Source organism: Kribbella jiaozuonensis (genome assembly GCF_005233875.1).
Lineage (GTDB): Bacteria > Actinomycetota > Actinomycetes > Propionibacteriales > Kribbellaceae > Kribbella > Kribbella jiaozuonensis.
Window position 1 is genome coordinate 1,121,395 of the sequence record NZ_SZPZ01000001.1, and the last position, 16,516, is coordinate 1,137,910.

Here is a 16,516-nt window from a genome sequence, read left to right on the forward strand (position 1 = left end):
ATGAGTACGGTGATCGGTGAGCAGCTGCCCGAGGCGATGAACTGGTCCACGGAGAACTGCACGATCTCGCGGGTGATGGAGATCCTCGGTGACAAGTGGACTTTTCACGTCCTCCGCGAGATCTTCGTCGGCGTCCGCCGGTTCGAGGACATTCGCGCCCGGGCCGGCATTCCGCGCCAGGTCCTCACCGAGCGACTCGCGGCCCTGATCGAGCGCGGCCTGATCCGCCGCCATCCGTACCGGCTGCCCGGCCAGCGCGAGCGTTCGGAGTACCGGCTGACCGAGGCCGGGCTAGACCTCTACCCGGTGCTGGTGGCAATGATCCAGTGGGGCGACGAGTACCTCCCGCTCGCCGCGGGCGCGCCGATCGAGCCGCGTCACCGCGGCGACTGCGGCGAACGCGTCACCGTCACCATGCACTGCGAGAGCGGCCACGAGCCGACCCCGCGAGAAGTTGCCTTCCGCCCCGGTCCTGGAGCCCAACGACGCTAGACATCCAAACGTTCGATCGCCTGACGGATCAGCTTTTCGGTTTCGCGGGGCTGGGCTGCGGTGATCGAGACGGCGTCCATCGTGACGACGTACGTGTCGAGTTCTTCGCGCTTGTCGAGATAGACCGCACTGGTCAGGTGCTCGATGTAGACGATGTCCGGAAGGTCGGCGTCGTTGAAGCGGAGCAGGGTGAACGCGCCGCCGGTCGCGGTGTAGCCGCCCTTCGAGAACGGGATGATCTGCAGCGTGACGTTGTGCCGCCGGGACGCGTCGATCAGGTGCTCGAGCTGGGCTTTGAGGATTGCCGGGCTGCCGATCGGACGTCGCAGTACGGCCTCGTCGACGACCGCCCAGAGTCGCGCGGGTCGTTGCCGCGTCAGCACGTCCTGGCGGCTCATTCGCAACGAAACAAGGCGATCCTGCTCGGTCCGCGACAACGGAACGTCCTGCCGGCCGAGCTGCATGACGGCCCGCGCGTACTCCGGTGTCTGCAGCAGACCCGGGACGAACTGCAACTCGAACGTACGAATGAGATCCGCTGCCATCTCGAGCCCGAGATAGGAGTGGAACCACTGCGGCGTGAGGTCGTCGAACCGTTGCCACCAGCCCGGGCTGTTGGCCTCGCGGGCCAATGTCAGCAGGCGTTCGCGCTCGTCGTCGTCCTCGACCTTGTAGAGCGTGAGCAGGTCGTCGACGTCGCGCACCTTGAAGCCGACCCGGCCGAGCTCGAGCCGGCTGATCTTGGATTCGGAGCCGCGGATCGCCCAGCCCGCATCGGTCCGGCTGATCTGCGCTTCCTCGCGAAGCCGGCGCAGGTGCACGCCAAGCATGATGCGCAGGGCGGTCGGGCCGCCGTACGCGCCAGGCTCGGTCACCTCATGCCTCCCAGCCGCTGTCCCCGTGGTGTCCCGATGCAACAGCTGATCATTTCACAACAGATAGTGACCTCGTCCACCCCGACGCGCAGATACGGTGTGTCCAACGGGCCCTACGGTCAGTAGAGTCGGCCTCACAGATTTCCGACCACTCTCTGCGAGGTCCACCCGATGCCCGATGCCAAACAGGCACCCAGTTCGATCCCCGTCGGCGTCGACACCAGCCGGGCCAGCATCGCCCGGGTCTACGACGCCTTCTTGGGCGGCAAGGACAACTTCGAGGTCGACCGCGAGGTACTGCGTGGTGTGCAGGCCGCCGCGCCGCAGGCCCAGGACCTGGCCTGGTCGAACCGGAACTTCCTGATCCGCTCGTGCCGGTTCCTGGCCGGTCAGGCCGGTATCACGCAGTACCTGGACTGCGGATCCGGTCTGCCGACCGCCGAGAACACCCACCAGGTCGTGCAGCGGATCCAGCCCGAGGCCAAGGTGCTCTACATCGACAACGACCCGGTGGTGCTCGCGCACGGCCGCGCGCTGCTCGAGGAGAACGAGAACACGCTGTTCGTCAGCGCCGACATCTTCGAGCCGGACGAGGTGCTCAGCAGGCCCGAGGTGCGTGAGTTCCTCGACTTCAGCCAGCCGATCGCCGTGATCCAGGCCGGCACGCTGCACCACTACATCGGCACCGAGGGCGCGCAGATCATGCAGAAGTACGTCGACGCGGTGGTGCCCGGGTCGTACACGGTGATCTCGCACTTCTACGACCCGGAGACTCCGGAGCACACCGCGGTCGCCCAGAAGATGGAGGAGAAGTTCATCCACAGCCCGATGGGCAGCGGCCGGTTCCGCACCCGCAAGGAGCTGATGGAGTTCTTCCCGGACCAGGAGCTGGTGCCGCCGGGCCTGGTGCTCTGCGACGACTGGTGGCCGGACGGCCCGCGGCTCAAGCCGCTGAACCAGGTCGAGGAGTGCATCGTCGGCGGGGTCGGCCGCAAGCTCTGACCCAAGGTCATTGTGACGCCCGGGACCACCTCGGTCCCGGGCGTCATGTTCTTCAGAACGTCCAGCGCTGCGCCGCCGAATTGTTGCATGAGGCAACGGTTACCGGATTGCCGAGGGCACCTGGTGCGGTCAGACACAATCCGTTGGCGCGGATGGTGCCGTCGCCGGGCTGCGTCCACTGCTGGTTGGCGCCGCCGTGGCAGCTGTAGAGGATCACGGCGCCGGCTTGCGTCGCGCTCGAGTCGAGACAGCTGAACTGGGCGTGGAACGTCTTGTTCTCCGCGTGCACCCAGTTCTGGTTGTCGTTGCCGGTGCAGGAGTACAGCAGGATCGTCGTTCCGTCCGAGCCGGAGACGTCGAGGCAGCCGCCGCTGCCGCGGATGTCGCCGGAGGCCGAGTTGCCGATGCCGTTCTCCTGGACGGCTGTCGAACCGTTGAGTGTGACCTGGCTGTCGGCCGCGCAGCCGGTGCTTTCCGAGCTGCCGGTGAAGTGCGCGGTGAGACTCCCGCTGGTCGGCAGGTTCATCGTCAGCTTCGAGTACGGCTCGTCGTCGCAGGTGGCCTTGTCGTTGTTCCAGTCGAAGTACTCGGTCCAGCTGACCATTCCTGACGTACTGATCGTGTTGCCGGCGCCGGTCTGCAGGCTGCCGAGTTTGAACGACGTTCCGGCGGTGAGGTCGCGGACGGTCACGCCGTACCAGCCGCTGCCTTCGCTGGCGACGGCGAACGCATAGGTGTGGCCGGGCGTCGGGGCTCGGTCGAGGCGGCAGCTGCCGCCGGTGCCGTCCTCCTGGAACTTGATGCAGTACGTGCCGGCGTCGCCCACGCGCATGTCGGTCGAGTTCCAGAGCGAGTACAGGAACATGCCGCCGCCGTCGCGGTGGGTCTGCATGCCGGTGTACCCGCCGACGTCGCCGCCGGTGAAGTCGAACTGGTTGGACCAGTAGACGTTCGCGCGTCCGGGCGAGTTGTTGATCGTCATCCGGAACTCGGCCTGGGTGAGCGAGGCGGAGTCGAACGTGTAGTTGACGTACGTGCCGGGCGTGACGCCGATCGCGGACGCACTACCGGGGACGAGGGCGGCTGCGAGGCCGAGAAGGGCGCACAGCAGTAGGGATTTGAGTCTCATCGGGGGTGCTACCTCCAAGCGAAGTGGGGCGGACTTCGACCAGAGAGCTCTCTCGACTTGATGATGCGCAGACGTGCGCGGAGTTGTCCAGAGGTGAGCGGTTAACGTTACACATGCTCGGAAACGAGCGTGGCCGCTGTGCCTTCCTCGAGGGCTTGGAAGACATGCGGGAGGTCGCCGGGGTAGGCGATGTAGTCGCCGGGGAAAAGCTCGACCGGGTCGTCGGTCGGGCCGACGAGGGCGCGGCCGGAGCCGAGCACGACGTGTTCGACGACGCCGGGCATGTGGGGCTCGGACTTCCGGCCCGGGCCGGGGGAGGCGACGATGCGGTAGATGTCGCGGCGCGCGTTCGGTGGGCTGGACGCGACCAGCGTGGCGCTGTAGTCGGCCTGGTCGGAGTAGATGGCAGGGCCTTCGCCGGCACGGATGATCTGCACCTTCGGGCGTGGCGGATCAAGGAGCGCCGCGAACGGGGTATCGAGCGCAACGGCCAACGCCCACAGGGTTTCCACGCTGGGGTTGCCGGTGCCGGACTCCAGTTGCGACAGCGTGGACTTCGCGACGCCGGCGCGTTTCGCCACCTCGGTGAGGGAGAGGCCGGTCCGGGCGCGGTGCCGGCGCAGGGACGCGGCGATCACGTCCAGTGGTGCCCTGTTGTCCATCGCGTGTTCGCTCCATCGGTCTGGTTGTTCGGCTTGACGAACGGGCGGATCGTTGTTCATCATAATGCCCATGCGTTCGATTTGGCGAACACTCGATCGGGGACTCGCCCGCGATATTGCCTTGGTCTGCCTGGCCGACGGTGTCGTGGGCCTTTCGTACGGCGCGATCAGCGTCGGCGGCGGGCTGCCGTTGTGGGTGCCGATCCTGCTCTCGATCGTGGTCTTCGCGGGTGCGTCGCAGTTCCTGTTCGTCGGGATCGTCGCGGCCGGCGGCAGCCCGATCGCGGCGATGATCGCGGGGCTGCTGGTGAACAGCCGGCACGTCGCGTTCGGGCTGGCGGTCAGCGATGTGATCGGCAGCGGGTGGCGGCGGTTCCCCGGCAGTCACGTGATGACGGACGAGAACGTTGCGTTCGCGATGGGGCAGGACGAGTTGGAGCAGAAGCGGGCGGCGTACTGGGCCGGCGGCATCGGCATCTTCGTCTGCTGGAACATCGGCGTCGTGGTCGGTGGGCTGGCCGGGTCGGTGATCACCGATACCGATGTGTTCGGGCTGGACGCGGCGTTCCCCGCGGTCCTGCTTGCACTCGTACTGCCGTCCCTGCGCGACCGGTCGACGCGGACGGCGGCGCTCATCGGTGTCGTGGTGGCGCTGGCGGCAACTCCGTTCCTGCCGGCCGGTCTGCCTGTCCTCTTCGCCTTGGTCGGCCTGCTCTTCTACCGCGCCGAGAAGCCCGCCCTGGAGGTGGCCGGATGACCAACACCCCGCTCCTGCTGGTCGGTATCGGAGTACTTGCCGTAGGCACCTTTTCGCTCAGGTTCGCGGGCCCGGCGTTACGGAGCCGGTTCGAGATACCCGAACGGGCGCAGCAGTTGCTCGCGGCGGCCGCGATCGTCCTGCTGACTGCCCTGGTCGCGACCTCCGCGCTGACCGAAGGCCATGGGCCGGCTGGAATCGCGCGGCCCGCGGGGGTGCTCGTCGGTGGAGTGCTGGCTTGGCGGAAGGCGCCGTTCGTACTGGTCGTGGTCGCCGCCGCGGCAACCGCGGCCGGGCTCAGGCTGCTTGGCGTGCCGTAGCAGGTACCGTGCGGGCATGACCATGCAGCCCGGCATGCCGATGCCAGCGCCGAAGAAGTCGGTTCTTCCGATGATCGCCATCGCCTGTTTCGTCGTCGGCGCTCTGCTGGTCGGGTTCTTCGTCTGGCGGATCGTGGTGACGGCGCCGCACACGCCGCAGCCGATCGAGTCCGGGCGGGTCGAGCTGAAGGAGGAGGGGCTGACGATCTACTCGTCCGTCCCGGTGCTGACCCCGCCGTGCAAGGCGCAGGACGCCGACGGCAACGACGTACCGCTCAAGCGGGAGACGGGATCGGAGACGATCACGATCAACGGCAACAGCTGGTACGTCGTCGCCCGCTCGGCGCAGACCGTACCGGCCGGTGTCTACAGCATCTCGTGCACCGACGACGAGACCAGCGCGACGTACGCCGCCGGCCCGAAGTCCTCGGTCGTCGCGTTCGTGCTCTCGATCCTCGGCGCGATCTTCTCGTTCCTGGTCTTCGCCGGCCTCGGCATCGTCTTCCTGATCATCTGGGCGGTCCGCAGGAGCCGCCGCAACCGCCCCGCCCAACCAGGTGCCCCAGGCAACTATCCGCCACCGGGCCATCCCCAGCAGCCGAACTACAACTTCCCACCGCCCCAGCCGTACAACCCAGGTCCGAACCCCGACCGCCCGGAGGACCGGTGACCGCGATGGATCTCGACTGGGCCGGGTGCCGGAACGCTCGTGATGTCGGCGGGTTGCCGACTGCGGACGGGCGGGTGATTCGCGAAGGGGTGCTGATCCGGTCGGAGAGTTTGCAGTATCTGACCGATGAAGGCGTGGAGGCGGTACGGCGGGCCGGGGTCGGGCGGATCCTTGATCTGCGCGGGGATGGCGAGGTCGCGGCGTTCCCGACGCCGTTCACCGGTACGGCGTTGGCGGTGCGGCAGGCGTTGCAGGATCCCGCGGATCCGGATCACGGGCAGCCGACCATCGTCGAGGCATGTACGTGGATGCTCGATCGGCGGCCGGAGCTGTTCGCGGCCGCGGTGAAGGCGATCGCGGACGAGGAGGACGGCGCGGTGGTCGTGCACTGTCACGGCGGGAAGGACCGGACCGGGATGGTCGTCGCGCTGGCGCTCAGTGTGGCCGGCGTACCGGAGGAAGAGATCGTTGCCGACTACTTCCTGACCCAGGAGCGGCTCGCGCCGTGGCTGGAGGAGCAGCTGGCCGCGGAGCCCGATACGTCCAAGCATCCGGAGATGATCGAGTTCCGCGACACCCGGGCCGAGTCGATCGTCGCGATCCTGCGCCACCTCGACACGAAGTACGGCGGACCCGAGGCATACCTGCTGCATGGTGGTCTTACCGGCGAGGACCTCGCGAAGCTGAGAGCCCGCTTGGTCGACTGACCTGCGTCACGATCGGATCACACAGCGCAGTACATTGGCGCAATGCCGACCGCCGCAGAGCCGACCGGGGTAGACGACCCCGCGGCCTTGGCCGAACGCTACGGACTCTCCAAGAGCTCGATCCGCCCCCCGCTCAGCTCGTATCTCCGTGAGCTGTGGAGCCGTCGCCAGTTCGTCCTCAGTTACGCCACCGCACGCACCTACGCCATGTACGCCGGAGCGCGCCTCGGCTCGATCTGGCAGGTGCTGACGCCGTTGCTCAACGCCGGCGTGTACTACCTCGCCTTCGGTGTCCTGCTCGGCACCAAGAACGGGATCGACAACTACGTCGCGTTCCTGCTCAGCGGGATCTTCGTCTTCACGTTCACGCAGCGCTGCATGACCGAGGGCTCGCGCTCGCTCGCGCTGAACCTCTCGCTGATCCGTACGCTGCACTTCCCGCGTGCGACCCTCCCGCTCGCCTACGTGCTGAACGAGCTGAACCAGATGCTGGTCTCGCTCGCGATCCTGTTCGTGGTGGTCGGGTTCACCGACGGGCCGGCCTGGCGCTGGTTCCTGATCGCGCCGGCGATGGTGCTGCAGATGATGTTCAACATCGGCATCACGCTGGTCTTCGCGCGGATCGGCACGTTCGTCTCCGACATCACCCAGTTGCTGCCGTTCGTCACCCGGACCTGGCTGTACGCGTCCGGGATCTTCTTCTCGCTGCCGTCCAAGCTCGAGGAGTTGAACGCGCCGGCGTGGGTCGTCCAGGTGCTCGCGTTCAACCCGATCTCGGCGTACATCGACATCGTCCGGCGATCGCTGCTCCAGGAGCACAAGCAGAACGAGCTGCCGCACGCCTGGACGATCGCGATCGTCTGGTCGTTCGTGATGCTGGTCGCCGGGTTCTGGTACTTCTGGCAGGCGGAGGACCGTTATGGCCGCGGCTGAACCGACCGTCATCGCCGACAAGCTCGACATCATCTACAAGGTGATCGCCGGCCAGGGCGGCAAGGGTACGGCGGCGACCGCGCTGCGGCGGATCCTGAAACGGCAGGACCGGCCGACGATCCGCGAAGTACACGCGGTCAAGAGCGTCAGCTTCACCGCGAACAAGGGCGACGCGATCGGCGTGATCGGCCGCAACGGCTCGGGCAAGTCGACGCTGCTGCGCGCGATCGCCGGCCTGCTGCCGCCCGCGTCCGGCGCCGTCTACACCGGCGGCCGGCCGTCGCTGCTGGGCGTGAACGCGGCGATGATGAACGACCTCACCGGCGACCGCAACGTGGTCCTCGGCTGCCTCGCGATGGGCATGTCCCCGGCCGAGGTCCAGCGCCGGTACGACGAGATCGTGGAGTTCTCCGGGATCGGTGACTTCATCGACCTGCCGATGTCGACGTACTCGTCCGGGATGGCGGCGCGGCTCAAGTTCGCGATCGCGTCCGCGAAGACGCACGACATCCTGCTCGTCGACGAAGCGCTGGCCACCGGCGACGCCGAGTTCCGGGTGCGGTCCGAACGCAAGATCAAGGAGCTCCGGGACCAGGCCGGCACGGTGTTCCTGGTCAGCCACAGCCTCGAGGTGGTCCAGGAGACGTGCAACCGCGCGATCTGGCTGGACGCCGGCGTACTGCGCCTCGACGGCCCGGTCAACGAGGTCGTCGAGGCCTACATCAAGTCGACCCGGGCCGGCTAGACGGCCTTCGGCTTCTCCCGGAGGCCGATCAGGAAGCCCAGACCCCACGAGACGTGCATGGTCGCGCAGACCAGCGGCATCCAGAACAGGGCCTTCCAGGGCAGGTAGCGGCCTTCCATCGCCGACCCGAAGATCAGCAGCAGCGCGTAGCCCAGCGGCGCGATGAAGCCGAGGTCGAGCCAGCTGACGCCGGTGGCCAGGCCGACGATGCCGAGGATCGTGCCGACGGCCAGCAGGATGACCGCGACCGGCGGCGCCAGGTACCGCTTGTTGGCGGTCTCCGGGTGCCGGCGGATCACCTCGCGGCGCCACTGACCGGTGTGGAAGAACTGCTTCGCCACCGCGGACAGCGACGAGCGCGGCCGGTACGTGACCGAGAGGTCCGGGGTGAACCAGATCAGCCCACCGGTCTTGCGGATCCGGTAGTTGAGCTCCCAGTCCTGGGCCCGGTGCATGGTCTCGTCGAAGCCGCCGACCCGCTCCAGCGCGGCCCGCCGGAACACACCGAGGTACACGGTGTCGGCCGGCCCGGCCTTGCCGCCCTGGTGGAACGTGGACGCACCCAGACCCAGCCGCGATCGGTACGCGCAGGCGACCGCCATCTCGGTCGGGGTCCGGCCCTCGGCGGCCATCACGCCGCCGACGTTGTCCGCGCCGCTCTCGTCCAGCACCTCGACCGCGCGGGTGATGTACCCGTCGGTGAGCGCGCCGTGCCCGTCGACCCGGACCAGGATGTCGTGCTTGGCGTGGGCGATGCCGACGTTCAGCGCGGCCGGGGTCTTGCCGGTCGGGTTCGGCACGATGCTGATCCGGTGATCCTTCTCGGCCAGCTTGTCCGCGATCTCCTGGGTCCGGTCCTTGCTCGGGCCAATCGCGAGGACGACCTCCAGCTCACCGGGGTAGTCCTGCTCGAGGACGCGGCCGACCGCCTCCTCGAGATGGCGTTCCTCGTTCAGCACGGGCATCACGACGGATACGGGTGGCCAGTGGGACAGCGGCATATCAGGTCAGGCCTTACAGATCGATGCGACGTCGTCGACGCCGGTGGCGGGTGTGGTGGGTGAGGTGGTGGGTTTCTTCGTGGTGCCGGTGGTCGGCTTCTTGGTCGTGCCGGTGGTACTACGCGGAGTGGTCGAAGTCTTACCGTCTCCTCCCGAGCCGCCCTTGTCCAGCGATTCGGACTTGGCGATCGCCTCGGCGACCTTCGTCCGGATCAGCGCGAAGTCCGGGTCGCCGGTGTGGATCAACGGCGGGACCGCGGAGAAGCTTGACACCGGGAGCTTCTTCGCGTCCAGCGCGAGATCGGTGAAAGTGCCCAGCTCTCCGGCCGGAATGTCGGTCTTGACCACCTGTTTGCTGGCCGACGCGATGCCCTGGAACTTGGTCAGCACGGTCGACGGCGACAGCTGGTTCAGCATCGCGGACATCACGCACTTCTGCCGCGCCATCCGCTCGTAGTCCGACGACTCGGCCCGGGACCGGGCGAACCAGAGCGCGTGGTACCCGTCCAGGTGCTGGTTCTTGCCGGCCTCGATGTAGCCCTTGATCGGGGAGCTGCCGCCGCCGATCGGGACCCGTTTGCCGATGTCCAGCGTGATCCCGCCGACCGCGTTGAGCAGGTCGCGGAACCCGGCCAGGTCGATCAGCACGAAGTAGTTGATCTTCAGCCCGGTGACGGCCTCGATCGCCTGTGTGGTGGCGGTTTCGCCCGGGTTCGGGTCGCCGGGGAAGAGCGTCTTGTGGTTGGCGGCGTACGTGTAGACGGCGTTGAGCAGGCACTCGGCGGCGCACTTGTTCCACTGGAAGCCGTCGGGGAACTGCTTCGCCATCGCCGTACCGGCCGGGAACGGGACCTTGGCCAGGTTGCGCGGCAGGCCGATCAGCACGGTCCGGCCGGTGTCCGCGTTGATGCTGGCCACCGTCATGCTGTCCGGCCGGGTGCCGATCCGGTCCGCGCCGGAGTCGCCGCCCATCAGCAGCACGTTGTAGCGGCCCTTCTCGGCCTTCGACGACTTCCCGCTGCCGAACACGCTGGCGACGAAGTCCCGCTGGGTGTTCACGATCACACTCGCGTAGACCAGTGCGCCGACCACCACGAAGATCAATGCGCCGTCGAGGATGCTGGTGATCAGCCGGTGGTTGCGCTCCAGCGTCAGCGGCTGCGAGATCCGGTACGCGTCGATGAACAGTGCTGCCCAGCCGACCGCGAGCAGGATCAGGATGATCTGGACCAGCCGCAACGTCCCCGGCCGGGCCAGGAAGTTGATCGTCCCCGAGCGCCAGATCAGGCCGAGGACGACCAGGAACACGATGATCGCGATCAGCCCGAAGACGACCCGCCAGGCCCAGCGGCCCGCGCGCCGGCTGCCCGCGACGATCTGCGCCGACCCGGGCAGGATCAGCGTCATCAGCAACAGTGTCAGCGCCCGCTTGAACCGGACCGGCTCGCGGAGATTGCGCAGGTCTGGCTTCTCCTGCGGCATGACGTCCTTCCGTTCTCCAACCGGGCGGTCTCTTGCCGACCGTACCTTGTCCTCACTTGTCACTCGGTACGACGTGCCGCGCGACGAACTGGTTCGGGCGGAGGCGGATCCGGAGACGAAGAGTAGCAGCCCATTCACACAGCGCAGGAAAACCCGTGCACTCACCCTGCTTGACACAGTTGTGATGGTCGGCGGCGGACGGATGCGTTACGAAGTCCTCTAAGTACAACCAGTGAGGACACCGCCCCATGAAACTGTTCCGTACGTTCCTGGCCGCCACAGCGGTCGCGACTACCACCCTCCTCGGCACCAGTGCGGCCCAAGCCGCCGCACCCGGTACCGACTTCACCGGGATCGCCGCGCTGAGCAACTGCTCCGCATCCCTCGTCCGGTACGCCGAATCCGTCAGCACCGACAAGGCGCTCGTACTCACCAACGGGCACTGCTACGAAGGCGGGTTCCTGCAGCCCGGCCAGGTGCTGGTGAACAAGGCGTCGACGCGCTCGATCACGTTGCTCAAGCCGGACTCCAGCCGGGCCGGTACGGTCCGCGCCGACAAGATCCTGTTCGGCACGATGACCAAGACCGACATGATCGTGTACGAGGTCAACGAGACCTACGCATCGATCAAGAGCAGGCTGAACGTCACCCCGCTCACGCTGGCCAAGCAGGGCCCGGCAAACGGCGCCGGGATGGCGGTCGTGTCCGGTTACTGGAAGCGGATCTACACCTGCTCGGTGCAGGCGACGATCCCGCAGTTGCGCGAGGGCGACTGGACCTGGCAGAACTCGATCAAGTACCAGCAGCCCGGTTGCGAGACGATCGGCGGTACGTCGGGATCACCCGTCGTGAGCACGACGACCGGCGAGATGATCGGCATCAACAACACCGGTAACGAGGACGGCGAGCGCTGCACGGTGAACAACCCGTGCGAGGTCGACGCCAACGGCAACGTCACGGTCGAGCAGGGCGCGGCGTACGGCCAGCAGACCTGGTGGCTCTACACCTGCCTGACCGCGACTCGCAGCATCGATCTGAACAAGTCCGGCTGCGAACTGCCGAAGCCGACCCGCCGCCGCTGACCCTTTGTAACGGTTGCCCGCGGGGTGACGCACGCCACTCCGATATCCGGTAACGTCGCCCCGCATGGCAGTCGACTCCTCCACTGACCACGTCACGACCACCAACTGGCCGAGCCCGTTCGGAGTACGGACGCGGCTGGTTGCGGCCAGTGCGTTGATGCTCTTCACCGAGCTCGCGCTGATCCGGTGGACCGGCTCGAACGTGGTGCACCTGAGCTACTTCTCGAACTTCGTGCTGCTCGGTTCGTTCCTGGGCATCGGGATCGGCGTACTGCGATCCGGCCGCGCGAAGCGGCTGCCGTACTACTCGCCGATCATGCTCGGCCTGCTGGTGCTGGTGATCGCCTGGAAACCGGTGACGGTCAACCGGGGTAGCTCGTCGAGCGTCATCTACTTCACCAGCCTGAACACCACCGGTCCGCCGGTCTGGGTGATCCTGCCGATCATCTTCATCGCCGCCGCGGTGGTGCTGGCCGGTCCGGCCGAGCTGGTCGGTCGCTGCTTCGCCGAGTTGCCGCGGTTGACGGCGTACCGCTTCGACCTGATCGGCAGCCTGGCCGGGATCGTGACGTTCACCGGGCTGTCGTTCCTGGGCGCGCCGCCGATCTGGTGGGGGCTCATCGTCACGATCATGTTCGGGCTGCTGATGATCCCGCGGACGGCGGCGTCCGGTCGCCGGGCCGTGGCGATGGGGTTGAGCGCCGCGATGGTGCTCGCGCCGCTGCTGGTGATGCTCGGGGTGCTGTTCCACGAGTCGACCAAGGCGGACAACAGTTGGTCGCCGTACTACAAGGTGCAGACGAAGCAGTACACGTGGGAGGGCGTGCCGCTGCTGACGATCACGGTGAACGGCGTACCGCATCAGCAGGCGATCCCCGCGGACGCGCGGTTGCAGTGGGAGCCGCAGTACGGACTGCCGTACGAGCGGGCGAACGTCGGGAAGACGCCGAAGAACGTACTGATCATCGGTGCCGGCTCCGGGTCGGACGTCGCGATCGCGTTGAAGAAGGGCGCGACGCATGTGGACGCGGTCGAGATCGACCCGCGGATCCGCGATCTCGGCAAGGCGCTGCACCCGGATCGTCCGTACCAGGACCCGCGGGTGACGTCGCACATCGACGACGGGCGTGCGTACCTGTCGCGGACGGACAAGAAGTACGACCTGATCCTGCTGGCGCTGCCGGACTCGTTGACGCTGGTGAACGGCGCGAGTTCGCTGCGGCTGGAGAGCTACCTGTTCACGAAGCAGGCGTTCGAGAGCGCTCGCGACCACCTCAATCCGGGTGGGGCGTTCGCGATGTACAACTACTACCGCGAGACCTGGCTGATCGACCGGCTCGCGTCGACGGCGCAGCAGGCGTTCGGGCACAAGCCGTGTGTGGACAAGATCGGTGACGGTCTGCAGCAGGCGGTTGTGACGGTCGGTCTGACCGAGCAGGACCAGACGTGTGCGGCCGAGTGGCCCGGCCCGGCCGCGATCACGCCGCCGCCGGCCACGGACAACCGGCCGTTCCTGTATCTGTTCACGGACCGGATCCCTAGCTTGTATCTGGTGACGCTGGGACTGATCCTGGTCGCCGGTCTGGTCGGAGTAGGCATCGCGGGCGGCGGGTCGTCGTACCGGCGGATGCGGCCGTACGCGGACCTGTTCCTGCTGGGCGCGGGCTTCATGTTGCTGGAGACGAAGAGCATCACGGGGTTCGCGTTGCTGTTCGGTACGACGTGGGTCGTGAACGCGATCGTGTTCGCCGGCGTGCTGGTGGCGGTGTTGGCCGCGGTCGAAGTCACCAGACGGTTCAGGACACCACCGGTCAAGGTGATGTTCGCCGTACTGTTCGGCGGGCTCGCGTTGTCGTGGGTCTTCCCGGACAGCTGGCTGCTCAGCATGCCGGTCGGGTTACGCGTGATCGTCGCGGTCCTGATCGCGTTCACGCCGATCTTCGCCGCGAACGTCATCTTCGCCAAACGCTTCACCGACACCGCAGACGGCACAGCCTCCTTCGGCGCCAACCTCCTGGGCGCGATGCTCGGCGGCTGCCTCGAATACGCCGCCCTCATCATCGGCTTCCACGGCCTGCTCATCATCGCGGCGCTCCTGTACGCCGGAGCCTTCCTACTGACACCCAAAGCCCGCTCCCTAGCCCGATGAGCGAGCTGGTACGGGTTCGGCCCGTCTGCGCGGATCCTGCTGGGGTGTGATGGCAGGATCTGAGGTATGACGTGGCTCGTTACTGGTGGTGCCGGGTATATCGGGGCGCATGTGGTGCGTGCGTTCCGCAGCGACGGGATCGATGTGGTTGTGATCGACGACCTGTCGAGCGGGAAGGCGGAGTTCGTACCGGACGGTGTGCCGTTCGTGCGGGCGAATCTGCTCGACGGTACGGCGGTCCGGGAGGCGCTTGACGGCGTCGACGGCGTCGTACATCTCGCCGGGTTCAAGTACGCCGGGGTGTCGGTGGAGCGCCCGCTGCACACGTACACGCAGAACGTGACGGCGATGGTGTCGCTGCTCGAAGCGATGGCGGAGAAGTCGGTGCGCAACATCGTCTTCTCGTCGAGCGCCGGTGTGTACGGGACGCCTCGCGACGAAGAGGTCACCGAGGACACCACGCCGGACCCGCGGTCGCCGTACGGCGAGTCGAAGCTGATCGGTGAGTGGCTGCTCCGCGACCAGGCGGCCGCTACCGAGCTGCACCACACCTCGCTGCGCTACTTCAACGTGGTCGGCTCCGGCGATCCGACCGTGTACGACGCGAGCCCGTACAACCTGTTCCCGATCGTCTGCAACCTGCTGACGCAGGGGAAGGTGCCGCAGATCTACGGCACCGATCACCCGACCCCGGACGGTACGTCGGTCAAGGACTACGTGCACGTCGCCGACCTGGCCCGCGCCCACGTCGCCGCCGCTCGGGCACTCGAGTCCGGCAAGACGCTCGAGCGCGTCTACAACCTGGGCAGCGGCACGGGTACGTCGGTCCGCGAGATCATGGACGCCGCCCGTCGCGTGACCGGGATCGACTTCGCCCCGACCGAGGGACCGCGCCGACCGGGTGACCCGTCCCGCGTCGTCGCGAACGGCGACCTCGCCGCCCGCGACCTTGCCTGGAAGAACACCTACACGGTCGACGAGATGTTCGCGACCGCCTGGGAGGCCTGGCCGAAGGGCTAGTACTCCTTCTTGAAGGCTCCGCTCGTCGTCAGGTTGAGCACACCCGGCCCGGTGAGTACGCCGCCCTCGACCGGGAGGGTGTGGCCGGTGATCCAGGACGCGTCGTCGGAGGCGAGGAACGCGACCGCGGCGGCGATGTCCTCCGGCTCGCCGATGCGGCCGAGCGGGTACATCTTCCCGAACCGCTCGAGCGTGTCCGGCTGGTTGTCCCAGTTCGGCGTCCGGATGGTGCCTGGGGCAACGACATTGAAGCGGACGCCGAGGTTGCCGTACCGCGCTGCGTAGTTGACCGTCATCGCGACCTGGCCGGCCTTGGCGGCGGAGTACTCGATGTTGCCGAAGGCACTGAGTCCGTTGACCGAGCTGATCGTGACGACGTTGCCGCGGTTCTTGACCAGCTGCGGGAGCGCCGCCTGGATGCATCGCGACGCGCCGACCAGGGTCAGGTCGAGCTGGGCGTGCCACTCCTCCGGGGTCGTGTCCTCCGGGACCGTCGACACGATGCAGCCGCCGGCGTTGTTCACGACCACGTCGAGGCGGCCGAACCGCTCGACCGCGGCGGCGACCGCCGCGTCCACGTCGTCGCGGTTCGTCACGTCGACGCGCAGCGGGAGCGCCTGCTCACCGATCTCGGCCGCGACCTCGCCGACTTTCTCCACCTGGAGATCGGTCACCACCACCGACGCGCCCTCGTCGGCCAGCCGCCGCGCGACCGCGGACCCGATGCCCTGCGCCGCCGCCGTGACCAGCGCGACCTTTCCCTCGAATCGCCGCACGCTACCCCTCCAGAATTCGGTCGACCTTCTCGTCCGCGACCCGGCGCTCCAGCTTGGCGGCGTCCAGGTTGCGGCAGAGCACGATCGAACCACCTCCGGAGATCACCCCGACCAGCAGTCCCAGACCGTCCCGGTCCGTGAGCGTCCGCTGGACCAGAATGCGATCGCTGATCGGTTCCGCCGTACCGATCAGGTCCGCGTGCGTGAGATCGTCGTACGCCGGGGAGTCGGGTGTCGGCGGGTCGAACGGGACGAAGACGTCGGGGTGGTTGTAGACCTCGGCGCCGTAGTCCTGGATACCGTCCGGGATCGGCTCGCGGAAGCGGCCGCCGAGCGGGAGCAGGGCGGAGGCGACGGTCTCGCGGTCGCCGCGGACGCCGAAGTCGGGGCCGGTGATCGCGAGGGCGCCGGTCTTGCTGGTCAGGGACGCGCCGACCGACCAGGTGGAGAGCGCCCAGACGACGCCGAGCCAGTGCGGCGGGAGGCCGATCGCGACGGTCTCGCCGGCCTCCAGGTCGTACTCGTCGACCAGCAGGTTCGCGGTCTTCGCGACCCAGTTCGCGGTGGTGACCGCGCTCAGCTCGATCCGTTCGCCGGTCGAGTCGTCGTAGTAGGTCAGGAACGGGGCGCCGCCGTCCCGGCGGACCGCGGCCGCGAACAGCTCGGGGAGGACTCGTGACATATGGCCCACCCTACGGTTCGGTTCCCGGCGTA

The 16,516-nt window shown here is 67.5% G+C and carries 18 protein-coding genes; 11 read left to right on the top strand and 7 right to left on the bottom strand.

All coding sequences use genetic code 11. The features are described 5' to 3' along the window. On the top strand, nt 1–492 hold the full coding sequence (locus tag FDA38_RS05410; protein ID WP_202877561.1) for a winged helix-turn-helix transcriptional regulator: 492 nt from the start codon (nt 1–3) through the stop codon (nt 490–492). Here the strand turns inward: FDA38_RS05410 and FDA38_RS05415 are convergent. Then, entirely contained in the window at nt 489–1,367 is an 879-nt protein-coding gene (locus FDA38_RS05415) for a helix-turn-helix domain-containing protein (RefSeq protein WP_233714534.1), read from the bottom strand. The two genes, FDA38_RS05410 and FDA38_RS05415, sit on opposite strands and share 4 nt — an antisense overlap. 171 nt (nt 1,368–1,538) lie before the next feature. Here FDA38_RS05415 and FDA38_RS05420 point away from each other — a divergent pair, with 171 nt between their 5' ends. Then, the gene (locus FDA38_RS05420) at nt 1,539–2,369 is read left to right on the top strand and encodes an SAM-dependent methyltransferase (RefSeq protein ID WP_137252943.1); all 831 of its coding nucleotides are present in this window, start codon (nt 1,539–1,541) and stop codon (nt 2,367–2,369) included. Nucleotides 2,370–2,421: 52 nt separating this feature from the next. Here the strand turns inward: FDA38_RS05420 and FDA38_RS05425 are convergent, their stop codons facing one another. Together FDA38_RS05425 and FDA38_RS05430 are read right to left on the bottom strand one after the other, a co-directional pair. Further along, nucleotides 2,422–3,498, bottom strand: a complete 1,077-nt coding sequence (locus FDA38_RS05425; RefSeq protein WP_137252944.1) for an RICIN domain-containing protein — start codon at nt 3,496–3,498, stop codon at nt 2,422–2,424. A gap of 107 nt (nt 3,499–3,605) precedes the next feature. After that, nucleotides 3,606–4,160: a helix-turn-helix domain-containing protein gene (locus FDA38_RS05430; protein ID WP_137252945.1), complete on the bottom strand. Its 555-nt coding sequence runs from the start codon at nt 4,158–4,160 to the stop codon at nt 3,606–3,608. A gap of 70 nt (nt 4,161–4,230) precedes the next feature. On the opposite strand from FDA38_RS05430, the gene FDA38_RS05435 reads away from it, so the two are divergent. Genes FDA38_RS05435 through FDA38_RS05460 form a run of 6 tightly spaced genes read left to right on the top strand, consistent with a single transcriptional unit; the run spans nt 4,231 to nt 8,292 of the window. After that, a complete protein-coding gene (locus FDA38_RS05435) occupies nt 4,231–4,917 on the top strand; it encodes an AzlC family ABC transporter permease (RefSeq protein ID WP_137252946.1) in 687 nt (228 codons plus the stop codon). After that, complete coding sequence (locus FDA38_RS05440; RefSeq protein ID WP_137252947.1) at nt 4,914–5,237, top strand: AzlD domain-containing protein; 324 nt, start codon at nt 4,914–4,916, stop codon at nt 5,235–5,237. The genes FDA38_RS05435 and FDA38_RS05440 overlap by 4 nt, the downstream gene beginning before the upstream one ends. Before the next feature lie 16 nt (nt 5,238–5,253). Beyond that, nucleotides 5,254–5,907: a hypothetical protein gene (locus FDA38_RS05445; protein ID WP_137252948.1), complete on the top strand. Its 654-nt coding sequence runs from the start codon at nt 5,254–5,256 to the stop codon at nt 5,905–5,907. Between the two features lie 5 nt (nt 5,908–5,912). Beyond that, entirely contained in the window at nt 5,913–6,614 is a 702-nt protein-coding gene (locus tag FDA38_RS05450; RefSeq protein ID WP_137254135.1) for a tyrosine-protein phosphatase, read from the top strand. Nucleotides 6,615–6,656: 42 nt separating this feature from the next. Further along, a complete protein-coding gene (locus FDA38_RS05455; RefSeq protein WP_137252949.1) occupies nt 6,657–7,547 on the top strand; it encodes an ABC transporter permease in 891 nt (296 codons plus the stop codon). Next, nucleotides 7,534–8,292, top strand: coding sequence for an ABC transporter ATP-binding protein (locus tag FDA38_RS05460; RefSeq protein ID WP_137252950.1), 759 nt, complete (start codon nt 7,534–7,536; stop codon nt 8,290–8,292). The genes FDA38_RS05455 and FDA38_RS05460 overlap by 14 nt, the downstream gene beginning before the upstream one ends. Here FDA38_RS05460 and FDA38_RS05465 read toward each other — a convergent pair. Continuing rightward, on the bottom strand, nt 8,289–9,293 hold the full coding sequence (locus FDA38_RS05465) for a glycosyltransferase family 2 protein (RefSeq protein WP_137252951.1): 1,005 nt from the start codon (nt 9,291–9,293) through the stop codon (nt 8,289–8,291). The genes FDA38_RS05460 and FDA38_RS05465 overlap by 4 nt on opposite strands. A 6-nt stretch (nt 9,294–9,299) precedes the next feature. Then, complete coding sequence (locus FDA38_RS05470; protein ID WP_137252952.1) at nt 9,300–10,775, bottom strand: LCP family protein; 1,476 nt, start codon at nt 10,773–10,775, stop codon at nt 9,300–9,302. Between the two features lie 248 nt (nt 10,776–11,023). On the opposite strand from FDA38_RS05470, the gene FDA38_RS05475 reads away from it, so the two are divergent. From FDA38_RS05475 to galE, 3 genes are all read left to right on the top strand, one after another. Further along, a complete protein-coding gene (locus FDA38_RS05475; protein WP_137252953.1) occupies nt 11,024–11,857 on the top strand; it encodes a S1 family peptidase in 834 nt (277 codons plus the stop codon). A gap of 64 nt (nt 11,858–11,921) precedes the next feature. Further along, a complete protein-coding gene (locus FDA38_RS05480) occupies nt 11,922–14,006 on the top strand; it encodes a spermine/spermidine synthase domain-containing protein (protein ID WP_137252954.1) in 2,085 nt (694 codons plus the stop codon). Between the two features lie 66 nt (nt 14,007–14,072). Next, nucleotides 14,073–15,026, top strand: coding sequence for a UDP-glucose 4-epimerase GalE (gene galE, locus FDA38_RS05485; RefSeq protein WP_137252955.1), 954 nt, complete (start codon nt 14,073–14,075; stop codon nt 15,024–15,026). On the opposite strand, the gene FDA38_RS05490 is transcribed toward galE, so the two are convergent. Both FDA38_RS05490 and FDA38_RS05495 read right to left on the bottom strand, forming a co-directional pair. Further along, nucleotides 15,023–15,802 carry an SDR family NAD(P)-dependent oxidoreductase gene (locus tag FDA38_RS05490; protein WP_137252956.1) on the bottom strand — a complete coding sequence of 260 codons (780 nt, stop codon included), beginning with the start codon at nt 15,800–15,802 and terminating at the stop codon, nt 15,023–15,025. The genes galE and FDA38_RS05490 overlap by 4 nt on opposite strands. A 1-nt stretch (nt 15,803) precedes the next feature. Beyond that, on the bottom strand, nt 15,804–16,484 hold the full coding sequence (locus FDA38_RS05495; RefSeq protein ID WP_137252957.1) for a TIGR03089 family protein: 681 nt from the start codon (nt 16,482–16,484) through the stop codon (nt 15,804–15,806). Nucleotides 16,485–16,516: the final 32 nt, after the last annotated feature.